The following is a 16885-nucleotide window of genomic DNA, read 5'->3' as shown; positions in this document are numbered from 1 at the left end:
GGGAGGCGCGTGCGGGGGTGCGGCGGGTACGTGGTTCGTACCCGCCGCCCGGCCGGGCGGAACCGTCACAGCGCCGCCAGGACCTCCTTCGCCACGCGCTCGCCGGAGCGGACGGCGCCGTCCATGTAGCCGTTCCAGTAAGTGGAGGTCTCGGTGCCGGCCCAGTGGATGCCGCCGACGGGCCTGCGCAGGGCCGGGCCGTACTCGGTGAGCACCCCGGGCGGGGCGTAGGCGACCGGGCCGCCGCGCGAGTACCCCTCGTTGTCCCAGCGCTGGAGCACGAAGGAGGTGGGGGACTTGGCCTTGTCGCCGAAGTACACCGCGTAGTCCTTCAGTACGGCGGCCTTCACCTCGTCGACCGTCGCGCTGTCGGACGCGCGCATCTCGTCGGCCTCGATGAAGCCCATCAGGGCGCCGTAGGAGGCGTCGGGCGGCGAGTTGTCGAAGGTGGAGCGGACGGTGCCGGTGTCGCTGACGACCTGGCCGTTCAGGCCGTCGGCGCGCCAGAACGGGGTGTCGTACACGGCGATCGCCTTGCCGATCGACCCCATCGGCAGCCGCTGGCAGAGCTGGTCGCGGTCGGCGGGCAGCAGCGGGTCGTACGCGATGCGCGCGGCCAGCGGCGGCGGGAGCGCCACGACGACGCGCCGCGCGGTGACCGTCGTCCCGTCGGCGGCCACCAGGTATCTGCCGCCGGAGAGCGTGATGGAGCGTACCGGGGCGCCGAGCACCACCCGGTCGCCCAGGGTCGCGGCGAGCTTGACCGGCACCTGCTGCGAGCCGCCGACGAAGCGGGACTCCTGGGCGCCGTTCGCGGTCTCGGTCAGGCGCTCCAGGGTGCCGGGGCTGGACTCGTTCCCGGCGGCGGCGATGTAGAACAGCACGAACAGCAGGGAGAGTTCGCGCGGCTGCGCCGAGAACACGGAGGTGCAGGCCACGTCGATGAGGAACTTGGCCGAGGGGACGACGGCCTTGGCGTTCAGCCAGCTCTCGAAGGTCTGCTTGTCCCACTCCACGGCCTTGGCCGCTGTCCACGGCGCGGCGACGGGGACCTGCTTGGCCATGTCGTCGAGTTCGGCCTGTACGACGGCGGCGTTGGCGAGCCCCGCCAGGTCGACCGGAGGGACCGAGCCGAGCAGGCCGTCGGTGGCGTACGGGGTCCGCTTCCCGTCCTTGTAGAGCAGGTTCTTGCCGGTGTTGTAGGTGGTGAAGGTCGTCACGCCCAGGCTGTCGGCGAGGGCCTTGATGCGGTCCTGGGTGGGGCCGATGAACTCGCCGCCGCCCTCGGTGACACCGCCGTTCGGCAGCTTCAGGTTGACCACCCGGCCGCCGACGCGGTCGCGGGCCTCCAGGACGACCACGGACCGGCCCGCCGCCACCAGGTCGCGGGCCGCGGTCAGTCCGGCGAGCCCGCCGCCGACGACGGCGACGTCGGCCTCGCGGGCGGTGGTGGCGGCAGCGGCGGGGCCCGCGGTCACGCCGGTGAGGGCCACGCCCGTCGCGGCGGCGCCGCCCAGGATCGAGCGCCGGGAGAGCCGGGCCGCCGGGCGGGGGGTGAGCTGTCTTTCACGTGCCACGTTCATCCTCCGTCGATGCGAGTCGAACACGAGAGGTGGATGGAGCCGGAACCGGAAAGTGAGCAGTGCTCGCATTCTGGCCCGCGTGGCTGGATCGGTACAGCGCCGGCGCCACATCTGACGCGCGGGTAACACAGTTGGTGTGTGGGGGAGTTGAGGATCCTGCTGCTGCTTCCCCATCCGCTGCCGCACGCCGGAGCGGCCCGGAGGGCGGACGCGACGGCGAAGCGGCGGGCGCAGGGGCCGGGCGTCGGGTGCCGGGCTTCGACTGCACCGCCGGGGCAGGGGCCAGGCCGTCGGGCGGGGTGGGCGGGTCAGCGGGCGGCGGGTGCGGATCCTCGCGCCGTGGCCGTGTGGCGGGCGACCGACTTGGCGATCTTCCGGGCGTCGAGGGCGAGTTCGCGGAACATGCCGCTGATGGGGTTGGTGAAGCCGGTGAAGTAGAGACCCGGCGCGCCCTTCGGGGAGCGGGCGCCGTGCACGACCGGGCGGCCGCGCGGGTCGAGTACGTCGAGGTGACCCACGACGTCCTCCAGCGCGCGGACGTAACCGGTGGCGGCGATCACCGCGTCCGGGCCGATCCGCTGCCCGTCGGCGAGGATCACCTTGCCGTCCTCGAAGCCGTCCACGGCGGCCACGATCTCCACCTTGCCCTTGCGGACGGCGTCGATGAGGCCGACGTCCTGGACCGGGATGGAGCCCTCGTTGACGCGGGAGTAGAGCCCGGTCTCGGGGCGGGGCAGCCCCTGGGCCGACAGGTCGGGGACGCTCAGCCGGGCCATCGGCCGGGCGAGCCGGTCCACGAGCCGCACCGGCAGCCGTCGGACCAGGATCCCGGTGAACTGCGCGGCCCACCCGGCGGTGGAGCGGCGCACGATGTGCGGTGCGGTGCGGACCGACAGGCGTACCCGGCGGGCGCCGCCCTCCACCAGGTCCACGGCGATCTCGGCACCCGTGTTGCCGATGCCGACGACGAGGACGTCACGGCCGGCGTAGGGCGTGGGGTTGCGGTACTGCCCGGCGTGCAGCAGCTCGCCGGTGTAGTCGTCCCGGCCGGGCCAGTCGGGCAGGCGGGGCGTGTGGTTGTAGCCGGTGGCGACGACCACGGCGCTGCCGGTCAGCTCGCGTCCGCCGGTGGCGCGCAGCAGCCAGCCGTCGCCGCCCGGCGCGGGCTCGATGCGCGAGACCTCGACACCGGTGACGATCTCCAGCTGGTGGTGCTCGGCGTACTTCTCCAGGTAGCGCACCACGTCGTCGCGCGACACCCAGCGCCCGAAGGAGCGCGGCATGGGCAGTCCGGGCAGCGCGGACAGCCGCCGGGTGGTGTGCAGGTGCAGCCGGTCGTAGTGGCGCCGCCAGGAGGCGCCGACCTTGTCGGACTTCTCCAGCACGACGGCCCGTACGCCCTGGGCGCGCAGCGCGTACGCCGCCGCGAGTCCGCCGGGGCCGCCGCCGATCACGTACACGGGGCGGTCTTCGTGGGACGGCACCGTGCGGGGTGTCGAGGAAGCAGTCGAGTCGGCCATGAGCGCGAGCGTAATCACGACTTAGCTTGATAGGTCTCGGTCAAGACCGGAATCGGTTGCGAACTGATCACGGCTGTAGGAGGAGTGGGTGGGGCCGGTGGCGTAGGCGGCCTCGTTGTGGCGGGGGTGTGGAGCGGGTGACGGCGTCGCGCCGGTCCGGCGGACTGCGTGCCGGAGCCGGTGCACGCCTCTTGCGCGGTCCGCACGCTTGCGCTGAACTGACGTACCGTCAGATCTGGGCGGGCGGCGGGAGGATCGGCCATGGACACCATCTGGCTCAGTGGCGCGGAATGGCTGGCCGTGCTCCGGATCGGGCTCGGCCTGTGGTGGCTGGAGAGCTGGCGGCACAAGGACAGGAAGGGCTGGTTCGAGCGGGGCACCGGGATCGCCTGGGCGGCGGACGTCGCGGCCAAGCACCGCTGGAACGCCGTGCGCTCCGGCTTCGACGTGGTCGTCGCGCCGCGCCCGCGCACGATGGCGTACGTCGTCGTCTACGCCGAACTGGCCCTCGGACTCGGGCTGGTCACCGGCCTGCTGACGCCGGTCGCGCTGGTCGGCGGACTCCTGCTGAACCTGCTCTACCTCGTCCTCATGATCCACGACTGGGCCGAGCAGGGGCAGAACTCGATGATGGCGCTGATCTCCCTGGTCGCCCTGTTCGGGATGTCGTGGCAGACGTGGTCGCTGGACGACGCGTTCGGGCTCTTCCGGTGAGCGGGGCGGAGAGCGGCGCGTCCGGCGCGCGGTTCGACCTTCCCGAGGTGGACGCCTTCACCCGGCCGTACTGGGACGCGGCGGCCGAGGGCCGGCTGCTGCTGCGGCACTGCGCCGCCTGCGACCGGGCGCACCACTATCCCCGGGAGTTCTGCCCGCACTGCTGGAGCGAGGACGTCGCCTGGCGGCCCGCGAGCGGGCGCGCCACGCTCTACACCTGGTCCGTCGTGCACCGCAACGACCTCCCGCCCTTCGGCGGACGTGTGCCGTACACCGCCGCCGTCGTGGATCTCGCCGAGGGCCCGCGGATGATGACCGAGGTGGTCCAGTGCCTTCCCGCGGCCCTGCGGGTGGGGATGGAGCTGGAGGTGACGTTCCGGGACGCGGGGGCGGTGCGGGTGCCCGTGTTCCGGCCCCCGGTGTGAGCGGGCGGCGACGTCGACGCCGACGGAGGCGGCGACGGCCCGGCCCGGTCCCGGTCGCCCGTCGCAGCCGCCACGGTCCGGGTCGCCGCCGTCGTGGCCGCCACGGTCCTGGTCACCACGGATGCGATCGCCGAGGCCACGGGTGCCAGGCCCCCGGTCGCCGCGGCCCTGGCCGCACGGACCGGGATCCGAGCAAACCCCACGACTCCGTGCGGAGCGAGGGGATTGAATGGCCCGATGAGCAACGTCCACCAGCAGTACGCAGTGAACCCCTTTCCCGAGCTGCGTGGTCACGGCCTGTGGCTGCGCCCCTGGGACGCGGAGTCCGACGCCGACGCCGCGTCGTGGCTCCGCGGGCTGTCCGATCCGGAGTTCCAGCGCTGGAACACGCCGCTCAAGTTCGTGCGGGACGTCGACGCGGCCCGGGAATCGCTGCGTTCGCGCGCCGAGAGCGCGCGGGAGGGCACCGGCGTCGCCTTCCACGTCACCGACCCGGACACCGGGGACGCGCTCGGCCACATCGGCATCAACGCCATCGACCACGTGATGCGCCGCGCCATGGTCGGCTACTGGGTGCTCCCCGAGGCCCGCGGCCGGCACGTCGCCACCCGCGCCCTGCACCTGGCCACCCGGTTCGCCTTCACCGAACTGGCCCTGCACCGCCTCGAACTGGACCATGCCGCCGGCCACGACGCCTCCTGCCACATCGCCGAACGCTGCGGTTACCGGTACGAGGGCACGCTGCGCGGCGCGATGTTCGAGGCGGGCCGCCACGACGCCTTCCGCGACTGCCATCTGCACGCCCGCCTCGCGACCGATCCGGAACCGGAGGTCCCGGACCTGGCGCGGGGCGCGCGGTGAGATCCGCCCCGGGGCACCGCCGCTGCCCGCGGGCCGCGGAAAACCGGAGGCGGGGCGTGGCCGGCCCGCGGGACCATGGGGCATGGACCCCGCTTCCCGTTCCTCCGCCGCATCCGCCGCGTCCCGCGACTGGCAGGTCACCCACGACCTGGAGCGTTTCCTCGGGCGGGCAGGGGACTTCCTGCGCTCCGAGCCCGCGCTGCACACCGTGGCGCTGTCCGTGACGGCGGCGCTGCGCCGACGCGGACACCGGGCGTTCGGACAGGAGGCGCCCGTCTTCGGATTCCTGGAGCGGGAGGGGGCGGTGCGGGCGGCCTTCTTCCGCACGCCGCCGCACGGGCTGAGCCTGACGCGGTTGTCCGCCCGGGACGCGGACGCGCTCGCCGCCCGGCTCGTCGACGAGCGGCACCGGCTGCCCGGCGTGATCGGGGACAGCACCACCGCGGCCGCGTTCGCCGAGGCCTGGCAGCGGCGCACGGGAGCCGGCGCCGTGCTGCGCCGGAGCGAGCGGCTGTACCGCCTCGGCACGCTGGCGGTGCCGGCGCCGGCACCGCCGGGCAGGGCGCGGGTCGCGACCGCGGCGGACCGGGAGCAGGTCGTCCGGTGGAGCGCGGAGTTCGCCGAGTTCCTCGGCGAGGACGCCGACCGGGACCACGGGGCCTGGGCCGACGACCGCGCGGCCTACGGGGGCGTCACTCTCTGGGAGACCGACGACGGCAGGCCGGTCGCCATGGCGAGCGTTACCCCCCTGATCGCCGGACAGGTCCGCGTCGGCCCCGTCTTCACACCGCCGCAGCAGCGCGGCCGTGGCTACGCGGGCGCCGCCACCGCGGAGGTCAGCCGGGCCGCGCGGGACTCCGGCGCCGACGACGTCCTGCTCTTCGCCGATCTCGCCAACCCGACCAGCACCGGGCTGTACCGGCGCATCGGCTATCGCGCCGTCGCCGATTTCGCGGTGTACGACTTCACGGCCGCGGCGACCGCCTGAGCCGCACGGCGACAGCCGCTCCCCGACCCGCACGGCCGCGGCGGCCGCCCGGACCTCACGGCCACAGCAGCTCCTTCAGCCAGTCGCCCGAGGTCGTGCGGCGGTAGAGAAGGCGCACATGGCGGCGACGGGCGTCGCCCTGGAAGAACTCCACCTCCTCGGGGCGGAGGCGGTACAGCGTCCAGGTGGGGGCCGGGGCGTCCGGCTCCCGGCCGGCCCGGTCCCAGGCGGCGTCGGACGCGCGCTCCAGTTCCTCGTACGAGGGCAGTACGTCGCTCTGGCGGCCCACCAGCGCGGCGGCCAGCGCGCCGGTGGAACGGGCGTGCAGGTCCGCCTGGCCCTCCTCGGGCGGGGCCGCCGTGACGGGCCCGCGCAGCCGGATCTGGCGGCCCTGGACAGGCCAGTAGAAGCCGAGGGCCGCGTACGGGCGGGTCCCGAGCTGGCGGCCCTTGCGGCTCGTCGCGTGGCTCGCGAACGCCCAGCCGTCGGCGTCCGCGCCGTGCAGCATCACGGTCCGCACGTCCGGAAGCCCTTCCTCGTCCGCCGTCGCCAGCGACATGGTGTGCGGCTCGGGCTGACCGGCCGCCACCGCCTCCGCGAACCAGCTCACGAAGAGGGGCAGCGGCTCCTCGGGCGCCTCGTCCGGCGCGAAGCCGGGCAGCTCCGTGTCCCACACCCGCAGCGACCTGAGCAGCTCATGAAGATCCGGTTCCATGCCTGTGAGTATCGCCCCCGTGCCCGGCGGCAGTAGGTTGGGCCGCCTGCCGGAGCTCAGCGAGGGGAGGGCGGGGGATCCGTGCGCGCGACCGAACCGGCCCTGTTCCGAAGGGTCCTGTCCGGGGCGGCCTCGCGCCGGCCGGTCCGGGGCCGCCTCGGGGGCGCGGTCCGCCCGGACGGCCGGGCCGTCCGGTGAGGCGCGTGAGCGCCGCCGCCCTCGGCGGCACCCTGCTGCTGGGGCTCGCCGGGTGCGGCCCCCTGGAGAAGCCCCCGAAGCCGACGCTCTCGGCGCCCGGCCTCTTCTACGTGCGCCCCACCGGCGACCGGTCCGGCCCGGAGGACAAGGAGCCGTACCACGTGACGGTCGGGAACGACACGGGAGCGGGCGCCCGCCGGCTGACCGTGGACGTCCTGCCCGGCTCCGAGCACGCGGTCCGGCTGCGCAGGCACGGGCACTGCTCGGGCGACACCCTGCACGTCACCTGTGACGTGGACTCCTCCTACAACAACTGGGTGAACGGCGAACGCGTCCTGCCGGTCGCCGCCGAGGGCAGCGGGCCCGGCGACACCGGGACCGTCCGGGTCACCTACACGACGAAGGACGGGAAGGAACTCTCCGCCCGCACCCGGGTGGTGGTCGGGGAGCCCGTGGTCGAGGTGCGCACCGCCGCGCCGCTGGAGGACGTCCGCCCGGGTGCCGAGATCAGCGCGCCGGTCGTCGTGCACAACGCCGGCGAGGTGCCGGTCGTCGGACTCGGGCTCGAAATCGGCTCCGGAACACAGGAGTTCACGCGGCATTACTCCAACTGCCGCTATCCGGAGACCCATCACGGGCACACCGCGGTCTGCCGGTTCCCCCGGCTGCGCATCGCCCCCGGCGAGACCGTCGTCCTGCGCCCGGCGCTGCGCATGCGTGCCTCGGCCGCGTCCATGTACGGCTACTTCACCCAGGAGGCCTGGGCTCTGGACATGGGACCGGGCCAGTACGGCAGCTATCCCAAGGGCGGCGATCCGGGTGACGGGCCGGCCCTGCGGGCCGAGACCGTCCGGGGCGGGCACGGCAGGTTCGCCCAGCGGATCGTGAGCACCGAGGTCCGCCTCGACACCCGCGCCGACTACGAACTCTCCGACGTCACCGTGCACGGCGACCCGGGGGACGAGCGCACGGTGCGTCTCACCGTCCACAACGAAGGGCCCGGCGATCCCGGCCGGTCCGCCCGGCTGGTGTTCGAGCCCCCGCCCGGCTCCGGTGTGGTGAAGCAGCCCATGGCGGAGGTCGACGACGGCTACTTCGAGCCCTACTGCGAGGAGAAGGACTCCACGTACATCTGCGACGTCGGCGAGCTCGCGCCGGGGAAGAGCCGCGCCTTCGACTTCACCCTGCACCTCGGGGAGCCCGGGACGGGCAGGATCGCGCTGCGGAGCATCGAGGGGCCGGACGTCGGCCGGCCGGACCGCCGGGACCCGGACCCCACCGACGACTCGGCCCTGGTCACCGTCGCACCCTGATCGCGCGCCAGGCCCCGGCCGGACACGGCGGGCCGCTCAGTCGCGCCCCAGCACCACCGTGCCCGAGGAGCAGAACCAGCCGCCGGTGCCGGAGGCCACGGCCAGCCGCGGCAACGTGCCGTCCCGGCGGCGCACCTGCCGCCCGTCCGCCTCCCCCCGGAGCTGTCGCACCGCCTCCACCAGCAGGAACAGACCGCGCATGCCGGGGTGCTGGGCCGACAGGCCGCCCCCGTCCGTGTTCACCGGAAGGTCGCCGGACAGGGTCAGCCGGCCCTTCTCGACGAAGGCGCCGCCCTCCCCCTTCGCGCAGAACCCGAGGTCCTCCAGCGTCACCAGCGTCATGTAGGTGAAGGCGTCGTAGATCTCGGCGAGGTCGACCTCCTCGGGGCGGACGCCCGCCCGTGCGAAGGCGTGCCGCCCGCTGACCGCCGCGGGCGAGACCGTGAAGTCCTCCCACTGCGACATGGTGGTGTGCGACACGTGCTCCCCGGTGCCGAGGATCCAGACCGGAGCCGTGCGGCAGTCGCGTACGTACTCCTCGGCGGCCAGCAGGACCGCGGCGCCCCCGTCGGAGCGCAGGCAGCAGTGCAGCTTGGTGAACGGGTCCGCGATGAGCGGTCCGTCCAGTACCTCGTCGACGGTGATCGGGTCCCGGAACATCGCCTCCGGGTTCGCCGCCGCGTTCGCCCGCGCCTGCACCGCCACCGACGCCAGCTGCTCGATCGTCGTGCCGTACGTGTGCATGTGCCGGCGGGCGGCCATCGCGTACTTGGCGATGAGCGTGTGGCCGTACGGGACCTCGAACTGGAGCGGGCCGCGGGACCCGAACGACAGGTTCCCGCTGCGCCGGCCCGCCTTGATGTCGGCGCGTGCCGTGGAGCCGTACACGAGGAGGACGGCGTTGGCGTGACCTGCGGCGATCGCGTCGGCGGCGTGGGCGGCCATCACCTCCCAGGTGGAGCCGCCCACCGAGGTGGAGTCGACCCAGTCCGGGCGCAGGCCGAGGTATTCGGCCACCTCGGCCGGGGCGAGCGTGCCGAGGCCGGCGGAGGCGAAGCCGTCGACGGCCCCGCGGTCCAGCCCCGCGTCGGCGAGGGCCCGTCGTGCGGCCTGGGCGTGCAGCGCGTACGGCGTCACGCCGTCCACGCGCCCGCAGTCCGAGAGGGACACGCCGACGACGGCGACTTTCCGGCTCCCTGGCGTCATGAATCTGACGGTACATCAGATCGGGTCGGGAAAGGGAGGTCGTCGCGGGCCTGTGCATTCGACCCCCTCCGCCCTAACATGACGGGCCGTCAGATGGGTCTTTCATGCAGGGCCCGTCGGATACGCGTGTCCCGTGAGGCCACGTGGCCGCCGCAGGAGGAGCCCGCCGATGGACGCCAGCTTCACCGCTGAACAGGACGAGATCCGCCGCACGCTCAGGGAGTTGCTGCACAAACGCTGCGGCCCGGAGGAGCTGCGGGCCGCCGTGGGCACACCCGCCGGGTACGACACGGCGCTCTGGGAGGCGTTCGGCCGGCAGCTGGGACTGCCCGGACTCGCCCTCCCCGAGCGGTACGGCGGTGTCGGCTGCTCGGTGACCGAACTCGCCCTCGCCTGTGAGGAGTCGGGCCGGGTGCTGACCCCCGGCCCGCTGCTCGCGACAGCGGTGCTCGCCGCGCCGCTCGTCCTCGCGCTCGGCACCGAGGCGCAGTGCACGGCGCTGCTGCCCCGCCTCGCCTCCGGTGAGCTGACCGCCGCACTCGCCGTGCCGGGCACGGCCCTGGCGACGGCCCTCGGCCTGGTGGGCGACAACCGGGGCGACTGGTCCGGCGGGGGCCGGGCCGGCGGGGTGCAGGCGCGCCGGGCCGACGGCGTGTGGCGCCTGTACGGGCAGGCGGCACAGGTGCTCGACGGGCACAGCGCGGGGCTGCTCGTGGTGGCCGCGCACACGGGCGGGTTCGCCCGCTCGCGCACGCTGCTGTTCCTCGTCCGGGCGGGGGCCGAAGGGCTCGTCCGCGCGCGGCAGACCACGCTGGACGAGACCCGGCCGCAGGCCCGCGTCGAACTGCGGGACGTGGAGGCCGAGTTGCTGGGCGGGGACGAGACCGGGAGCGAGCGGCGGGGCGCGGCCGGCTCCGGGGTTCCGGGCGCGCTGGCCGCCGTCGGGAACACGGCCGCCGCCGTGCTGGCCGCCGAGGCCGTGGGCGCCGCGGACCGCGCCCTGGAACGGACCGTCGAGTACGTGCGGCAGCGGGAGCAGTTCGGGCGGGCCATCGGATCGTTCCAGGCGGTCAAGCACCGGCTCGCGGACGTCTACGTGGCGGTGCAGGCGGCGCGCTCGGCGGCGTACTACGCGGCCTGGGCCGCGGCGAAGGGGGAACGGGTGGGGCCCCTGGCCCTCGCGCAGGCCCTGGAAGCACTGCGCACCGCGGCGGCGGAGGGGATCCAGCTGCACGGCGGCATCGGGTTCACCTGGGAGCACGACGCCCACCTGTACTTCAAGCGGGCGTCCGGCGACGAGCTGCTCTTCGGGCCCGTGCACCGGCTGCGCGGGCACGCGGCGGACGCGGCACGGCTCTTCGACGGCGGGGAGGTGGCGGTATGACGACCCAGGGGCAGGGGCAGGGGCAGGGGCAGGGGCAGGGGCAGGGGCAGGGGCCGCGCCGGGTCCCCGGCGTCCGGCTGGTGCAGAAGGTGTCCTCGACCCGCGCCTTCGCCCGGGTCGCGCCGCACGTGGTGCCCGCCCTCGACCGCGCCGTGCACCGGCTGACCCGGGGCAAGGTGCTGCTCAGCGCGCAGATGCTGCCCGGGGTCGTGCTCACCGCGCGCGGCGCCCGGAGCGGGCTGGAGCGGCGTACTCCGCTGGCGTGCATGCCGGAGGGGCCCGGTCCCGACACGTGGCTCCTCATCGGGTCCAACTTCGGCCGCGCAGGCCACCCCGCCTGGACGGCCAACCTGCTCGCCCATCCCGACGCCGTGATCAGCTGGAAGGGTGAGGACATCCCCGTGGCCGCCCGTCTGCTGGCGGGGGAGGAGCGGGCCGCGGCCTGGAAGGCGGCGCTGACGTTCTGGCCGCCGTACGCCACCTATCAGGCGCGGGTCGACCGGGAGATCCGGCTGTTCCGGATCGAGCGCCGCCCGCCCGCGCGCTGACCGCACCCGTCGGCGGGGCCCCGCGTCACAGTGTGGCCAGGCGCTCCACCAGCAGGAACCCGCCGATGCCGAGCATCGCGGCGCCGGAGGTGCGGGCCACCGCACGCGCCGCGGCGGGGCGGGCCCGCAGCACGGCACGGGCCAGCAGGCCGACGGTGAGATAGACGGCGGCGCAGGCGGCCATGTGGACGGCCCCGAGCAGGCCGGTCTGCGCGGCCACCGGAACCCCGCCCGGTCGCAGGAACTGCGGCAGCACGGAGAGGTAGAGCAGCAGGCCCTTGGGGTTGAGACCGCTGATGGCGGACCCGCGCAGAAACGTGCGCAGCGGCGGAGCCGCGGGGGCGTCCTGGGCCGCTCCCGGCGTCGCCGGCCTGCGCAGCACGCCCCAGCCCAGCCACAGCAGGTAGCCCGCCCCCGCCACCGTCAGCCCGGTGAGGAGCGCGGGCGACCCCGCGACCAGCACCGCGAGCCCGGCCGTCGCGAGCAGTGTGTGCAGTGCGTATCCGGCGACGAGCCCGGAGACGGCGGGCAGCACCGAGCCCCGCAGCCCCGCCGAGATCGCGTACGCCCAGTCGGCGCCCGGCACGCACACCAGCAGCAGATCCACGGCCAGAAACGCCGTGACCAGTCCCCAATCCATAAGAGGGACATTAGGCGCGATCGCCCCAAAGGTGTTTTCGAAGTTTGCTCATGATCGCGCCTTTGAGGGAAGAATCTGCCTCATGGATGCCGTGGACCAGAAAATTCTTGCCGAGCTCCAGCAGGACGGCCGGCTGACCGTCACCGAGCTGGCCGCCCGGGTGCGGCTGAGCGTCTCGCCCTGCCACCGGCGGCTGCGCGAGCTGGAGCGGTCCGGCGCCATCCGGGGCTATCGCGCGGTCGTGGACCCGGCCGCCGTCGGTCTCACCTTCGAGGCGCTGGTCTTCGTCTCGATGCGTCAGGAGGACCGGGACACCGTCGCCGACTTCGAGCGGGCGCTGGCGGACATCCCCCACGTCCTGGACGCGCAGCGGCTCTTCGGGGAGCCGGACTACCTGCTGCGGGTCGCGACCGCCGACCTCGCGGCCTTCCAGCGGCTCTACGACGACCGGCTGGCGACGCTGCCGGGCGTGCAGCGGCTGACGTCGACGCTCGTGATGAAGCACGTCGTCACGGACCGCCCGCTGCCCTCGTAGCGCCCGGCACAGGGGCGCGCACAGCGCAGCGGGCGGCAGCCCACACCGGTGGACTGCCGCCCGCATGACAGGAATTGAGCAGGAAATCTGAGCGAGAAAAGGGCAGACGCTACTTCGTCGGCTTCTTCCCGGTCACGCCGAGGTGCACCAACAGCGCCAGGTTCGGCTTGAGTTCGGCCTGCTTGACGCCCCAGGACTGGAAGCCCTTCTGGTGCGAGGCCACCGCCGCGAGCATGGCGACGAGGGAGCCGGCCATCGCCGCCGGGTTCACGTCCTTGTCGACCTTGCCCTTGGACTGGAGCTCGGTGACCGTGTCCGTAAGGGAGTTGTTCACGGAGTTCAGGATCTTCATGCGGATCTTGTAGAACCGCTTGTCGCCCTCGGCGGCGCCGAGGTCGACGACTCGCAGGATCGCGTCGTTCTTGCGCCAGAACTCCAGGAAGCCGTCCACGAGCTCCTGGGCGGTCTGCCAGCCGGCCTTGCCGACCCAGGAACGTCCTTCGAGCAACTGGGTCAACGCCGCGCCCTCCGCGGCCATTTGCTCGGCGATCTCCAGGACGGCGCCTTCGACGTCCGGGAAGTACTGGTAGAAGGTCGCCGGCGACGTGCCCGCCTTCCGGGCGACATCAATGACTTTGACGTCCCGGTAGGGCGAGGAGCTGAGCATCTCGCTGAGGCAGTCGAGCAGCTTCTGCCGGGTCGCCTGCCCACGCCGTCCGGCCACGCGGCCGTCGACGGTACGCACTTGTCCTGTCATGCCGTCAGCTTACCGAGGGGTGATCGGAGCGCGATTCGGCCGACTGCAAATGGGGTGCGGGGGCCCGCCACGGGAGTTCACGGGGGTGGGCGCGCCCGCTCTGCGGGATGCGGGGAGGGCCGTTAGCTTGGCCGCATGGCCGAATCAGCCGTTTTCTCCGAGGGCGTGCCCTGCTGGGTCGACGCGCAGCTCCCCGACGTGGGCGCGGGCAAGCGCTTCTACGGCGAGCTCTTCGGCTGGACCTTCGCCGAGGGGTACGGCCCGGCCGGCTGGGCCCGCCTCCGCGGCGAGGCCGTCGCGGCCCTCACGCCCAAGCGGGACGGCCGGATGCCCACCGTGTGGACGATCTACTTCGCGGCGCCGGACGTCATCGCGCTCTCCCGCCAGGTCATGGAGGCGGGCGGGCGGCTCATCACCGCCCCCGAGCCGGTCGACACCCTGGGCACCGCCGCTCTGGCGACCGATCCGGAAGGCGCCGTGTTCGGCCTGTGGCAGACCGGCACGCATCCCGGCTTCGGGCGGCGCCACGAGCCCGGCTCCTTCTGCTGGGCCGAGCTGTACGCCCGGGACACCACGACCGTCGACCGGTTCTACGGCTCCCTCTTCCACGACGCCCTCTTCGGCCCCGACGCCACCCCCGATTTCGGCCGGGCCCCGGTCTCCGACGTCTTCCCGGCCGAAATGCCACCCCACTTCCTCGTCCACTTCGGGGTCGAGGACTGCGACGCGGCACTGCGGACGGTGAGCCGGCTCGGCGGCCGTGTCCAGGCCGCGCCCTTCGAGACCTCGTACGGGCGGGTGGCGGTGGTCACGGACAACCAGGGGGCCTCCTTCGCCCTACTGGAGAGGTGAATCGGCCACCGGTCGCGGGTGGCGCGGCGGTCCACCACCGGAAAACCCTGCCCCTTTGTCCTGATACATCATGAGACACCCCGATTCGCCCCCTGGTTCGCAACCTTTGGCTCGGCCAGGAAGAATCGGGGTGCGTGCCGCCGCGGCGGTGCGGTGGTGAGACGCTGCACGGGGGTCGCGTTCATACGTGGACGGCGCGGCCCGTACGGGGAGGTGGCAGGCAAGTGGTGGATCAGCTGACGCAGCACGATCCGCGGCGGATCGGGCCGTTCGAGGTGCTGGGGCGGCTCGGTGCCGGCGGCATGGGGCTGGTCTATCTCGCGCGCTCGGCGTCCGGCCGGCGCGTGGCGATCAAGACGGTCAGGACGGAACTCGCCGAGGACCAGCTGTTCCGGGTCCGCTTCTCGCGCGAGGTCGAGGCGGCCCGCGCCGTGTCCGGCTTCTACACGGCGGCCGTCGTGGACGCCGACGCGCGCGCCGCGGTGCCCTGGCTGGCCACGGCCTACGTGCCCGCGCCCTCCCTCGAAGAAATAGTGAACGAGTGCGGGCCGCTCCCGGCCCAGGCGGTGCGCTGGCTGGCGGCGGGCGTCGCGGAGGCCCTCCAGTCCATCCACGGCGCGGGTCTCGTCCACCGCGACCTCAAGCCCTCCAACGTCCTGGTCGTCGAGGACGGGCCGCGCGTGATCGACTTCGGCATCGCGTCCGGCGTCTCGAACACCCGCCTGACCATGACGAACGTCGCCGTCGGCACACCCGCCTACATGTCGCCCGAGCAGGCCAAGGACTCCCGCAGCGTCACCGGCGCGAGCGACGTCTTCTCGCTCGGCTCGATGCTCGTGTTCGCCGCCACCGGCCACGCCCCCTTCCACGGCGCGAACCCCGTCGAGACGGTCTTCATGCTGCTGCGCGAGGGCCCGGACCTGGAGGGGCTGCCCGACGAACTGCGCCCCCTCATCGAGTCCTGCATGCAGATGGAGGCCACGGCACGCCCGAACCCCGCCGACCTCCAGGCCCAGCTGGCCCCCCACCTCTTCGGCTCCGGCTCCGACGACAGCGGTACCGCGTCGGCCTGGCTGCCCGAGCGGGCGGTGGGCCTCATCGAGACGCGCCGCGGGGGTCGTCCGGCCCCCAAGCCCGCCACCGGCGGCGGACGCAGCGCAGGGGGCCGCTCCGCCGTGCCCGCGCCGCCCTCGCACGCCCCCGTGCCCGTCGGGGCGCCCGACACCGGTCCGGTGCGCCTCGCGGGCGCCCAGGTGCCCATCGGCCCCGGGCCGCGCGTCGCCGACGCCCGTGCCGCCGCCGTCAAGGCGCCGCCGCCGGAGGCGGGCCTGGCCGCGTCCTGGTCCCGGCCGCACGCCGGGGTGAACGGCGCCGATCCCGTGCCCACCGTGGCGCCGGCCCCGCCCGCCGAGTCGGCCTCGGGCTGGCGGCCCTGGCGCTTCCGCATGTCCAACGACGTGTGGGGGACGCCCGCGGTCGCCGACGACCTGGTCTACGTCACCTCCTTCGAGGTCCACGCGCTGGACGTGGCCACCGGGCGCCGCCGGTTCAAGACCCGGGACGTGGCCTGGTCCATGGCGGTCGCCGACGGCCGTATCCACGCCTCGGACGGGCCCACGCTGTTCGCGCTCGACGCCCGCGAGGGCGGCGACCTGTGGCGCCTGTCGACGGACGCCTGGGTGTACTCCCTCAAGGCGGACCGGGGCACCGTCGTCACCGGCACCCGCGGCGGCGGCGTGCAGGCCTGGGAGGCGTCCAGCGGCCAGAAGCTGTGGGAGATCACCGGCGCCCAGACCGACTTCGAGTCCCCGGAGGCCGGACCGGCCCTCCACGACGGCACGGTCTACGTCTGGAAGGACGCGCGGCTGCGCGCCCTGGAGGCCCGCACCGGTGAGGAGCGCTGGTCCTACCCGGTCGGCGACGCGGCCTCCTGCGGCGGCGTACCGGTCCGGATCACCCAGGCCCCCGACGGCTACGTGTACGTCTGCGCCGGCACCCGCGTGCTCGCCGTCGACGTGGCCGGCGGACACGTCCGCTGGCACTTCGAGGCCCCGGCGGTCTTCCTCTGCCCGCCCACCTTCGCCCCCGGCCCCGCGGTCACCGGAGGCGGCGTCTACCTCGCCGACTACCTCGGCACGGTCTACGCCCTCGACGCCACCGACGGCCGCGACCGCTGGCGTATCGCCACCGAGTCCCGGGCCTCCGTCGAGCCGGTGCTCGTCGCCGCCGGCCACGTCCACGTCGGCAGCGGCAAGGGCCTGTACACCCTCGACGCCGTCACCGGTACGCCCAAGTGGCGGTTCCAGGCGGGCGGCGACCTGGTGGGTGCCCCGGCGGTGGCCGAGGGCCGGATCCACTTCGGCTCCACCGACCATCTGCTGTACACCCTGAAGGCCGACGACGGCCGGCTGCGCTGGAAGCTCGCCACGGGCGGCGAGATCACCGGCGCCCCGGTGGTCAGGGACGGGGTCGTCTACGCCTGCAGCAAGGACCGCTGCGTGTACGCCCTGGACGCGGAGAAGGGGACGGGCACGGCCCGCACGACGTAGCGCGCGCCGGGCCCGGCGGTCGGTGACGGCCGTCGTGCCGGGCACGGAAGGGAGTCCGGACGGCGGCCGTCGCAGCAGACGCTACGCCCGGTCCGGG

General features: G+C 74.1%; 16 protein-coding genes. 10 read left to right on the top strand and 6 right to left on the bottom strand.

Annotated elements, in window-relative coordinates; all coding sequences use genetic code 11:
• Positions 1-65 precede the first annotated feature (65 nt).
• Together ABEB03_RS12385 and ABEB03_RS12380 are read right to left on the bottom strand one after the other, a co-directional pair.
• On the bottom strand, positions 66-1583 hold the full coding sequence (locus ABEB03_RS12385) for a flavin monoamine oxidase family protein (protein ID WP_345646354.1): 1518 nt from the start codon (positions 1581-1583) through the stop codon (positions 66-68).
• Positions 1584-1891: 308 nt separating this feature from the next.
• Complete coding sequence (locus tag ABEB03_RS12380; protein WP_345646351.1) at positions 1892-3103, bottom strand: flavin-containing monooxygenase; 1212 nt, start codon at positions 3101-3103, stop codon at positions 1892-1894.
• 261 nt (positions 3104-3364) lie between these two features.
• Between ABEB03_RS12380 and ABEB03_RS12375 the strand changes: the two genes are divergently transcribed.
• From ABEB03_RS12375 to ABEB03_RS12360, 4 genes are all read left to right on the top strand, one after another.
• Positions 3365-3817: a DoxX family protein gene (locus tag ABEB03_RS12375; RefSeq protein ID WP_345646348.1), complete on the top strand. Its 453-nt coding sequence runs from the start codon at positions 3365-3367 to the stop codon at positions 3815-3817.
• Complete coding sequence (locus ABEB03_RS12370; RefSeq protein WP_345646345.1) at positions 3814-4242, top strand: Zn-ribbon domain-containing OB-fold protein; 429 nt, start codon at positions 3814-3816, stop codon at positions 4240-4242. Before ABEB03_RS12375 ends, ABEB03_RS12370 begins: the two co-directional genes overlap by 4 nt.
• 237 nt (positions 4243-4479) lie before the next feature.
• Complete coding sequence (locus ABEB03_RS12365; RefSeq protein ID WP_345646342.1) at positions 4480-5103, top strand: GNAT family N-acetyltransferase; 624 nt, start codon at positions 4480-4482, stop codon at positions 5101-5103.
• 82 nt (positions 5104-5185) lie between these two features.
• The gene (locus tag ABEB03_RS12360; RefSeq protein ID WP_345646339.1) at positions 5186-6091 is read left to right on the top strand and encodes a GNAT family N-acetyltransferase; all 906 of its coding nucleotides are present in this window, start codon (positions 5186-5188) and stop codon (positions 6089-6091) included.
• Positions 6092-6146: 55 nt separating this feature from the next.
• Here the strand turns inward: ABEB03_RS12360 and ABEB03_RS12355 are convergent, their stop codons facing one another.
• The gene (locus ABEB03_RS12355; RefSeq protein ID WP_345646335.1) at positions 6147-6806 is read right to left on the bottom strand and encodes a pyridoxine/pyridoxamine 5'-phosphate oxidase; all 660 of its coding nucleotides are present in this window, start codon (positions 6804-6806) and stop codon (positions 6147-6149) included.
• A gap of 203 nt (positions 6807-7009) precedes the next feature.
• On the opposite strand from ABEB03_RS12355, the gene ABEB03_RS12350 reads away from it, so the two are divergent.
• Positions 7010-8317 carry a COG1361 family protein gene (locus ABEB03_RS12350; protein ID WP_345646332.1) on the top strand — a complete coding sequence of 436 codons (1308 nt, stop codon included), beginning with the start codon at positions 7010-7012 and terminating at the stop codon, positions 8315-8317.
• Between the two features lie 36 nt (positions 8318-8353).
• On the opposite strand, the gene ABEB03_RS12345 is transcribed toward ABEB03_RS12350, so the two are convergent.
• Positions 8354-9523 carry a thiolase C-terminal domain-containing protein gene (locus tag ABEB03_RS12345; RefSeq protein WP_345646329.1) on the bottom strand — a complete coding sequence of 390 codons (1170 nt, stop codon included), beginning with the start codon at positions 9521-9523 and terminating at the stop codon, positions 8354-8356.
• A 169-nt stretch (positions 9524-9692) separates the two neighbouring features.
• Here ABEB03_RS12345 and ABEB03_RS12340 point away from each other — a divergent pair, with 169 nt between their 5' ends.
• Together ABEB03_RS12340 and ABEB03_RS12335 are read left to right on the top strand one after the other, a co-directional pair.
• Complete coding sequence (locus tag ABEB03_RS12340; RefSeq protein WP_345646326.1) at positions 9693-10907, top strand: acyl-CoA dehydrogenase family protein; 1215 nt, start codon at positions 9693-9695, stop codon at positions 10905-10907.
• Positions 10904-11455 carry a nitroreductase family deazaflavin-dependent oxidoreductase gene (locus ABEB03_RS12335; protein ID WP_345646323.1) on the top strand — a complete coding sequence of 184 codons (552 nt, stop codon included), beginning with the start codon at positions 10904-10906 and terminating at the stop codon, positions 11453-11455. Before ABEB03_RS12340 ends, ABEB03_RS12335 begins: the two co-directional genes overlap by 4 nt.
• A gap of 25 nt (positions 11456-11480) precedes the next feature.
• Here ABEB03_RS12335 and ABEB03_RS12330 read toward each other — a convergent pair whose 3' ends face one another.
• Positions 11481-12095: a LysE family translocator gene (locus tag ABEB03_RS12330; RefSeq protein WP_028802776.1), complete on the bottom strand. Its 615-nt coding sequence runs from the start codon at positions 12093-12095 to the stop codon at positions 11481-11483.
• A gap of 82 nt (positions 12096-12177) precedes the next feature.
• Between ABEB03_RS12330 and ABEB03_RS12325 the strand changes: the two genes are divergently transcribed.
• Positions 12178-12630, top strand: coding sequence for an Lrp/AsnC family transcriptional regulator (locus ABEB03_RS12325; protein WP_095935015.1), 453 nt, complete (start codon positions 12178-12180; stop codon positions 12628-12630).
• Positions 12631-12739: 109 nt separating this feature from the next.
• Here ABEB03_RS12325 and ABEB03_RS12320 read toward each other — a convergent pair whose 3' ends face one another.
• Positions 12740-13387, bottom strand: coding sequence for a TetR family transcriptional regulator (locus ABEB03_RS12320; protein ID WP_037765222.1), 648 nt, complete (start codon positions 13385-13387; stop codon positions 12740-12742).
• A gap of 135 nt (positions 13388-13522) precedes the next feature.
• Between ABEB03_RS12320 and ABEB03_RS12315 the strand changes: the two genes are divergently transcribed.
• Both ABEB03_RS12315 and ABEB03_RS12310 read left to right on the top strand, forming a co-directional pair.
• Positions 13523-14239 carry a VOC family protein gene (locus ABEB03_RS12315; protein ID WP_345646312.1) on the top strand — a complete coding sequence of 239 codons (717 nt, stop codon included), beginning with the start codon at positions 13523-13525 and terminating at the stop codon, positions 14237-14239.
• Positions 14240-14463: 224 nt separating this feature from the next.
• Complete coding sequence (locus ABEB03_RS12310; RefSeq protein ID WP_345646310.1) at positions 14464-16788, top strand: serine/threonine-protein kinase; 2325 nt, start codon at positions 14464-14466, stop codon at positions 16786-16788.
• Positions 16789-16885 lie beyond the last annotated feature (97 nt).

The sequence above is a fragment of the Streptomyces siamensis genome, assembly GCF_039543605.1.
Taxonomy (GTDB): Bacteria; Actinomycetota; Actinomycetes; order Streptomycetales; family Streptomycetaceae; genus Streptomyces; species Streptomyces siamensis.
This window is presented reverse-complemented; position numbering and strand designations above follow the sequence as displayed.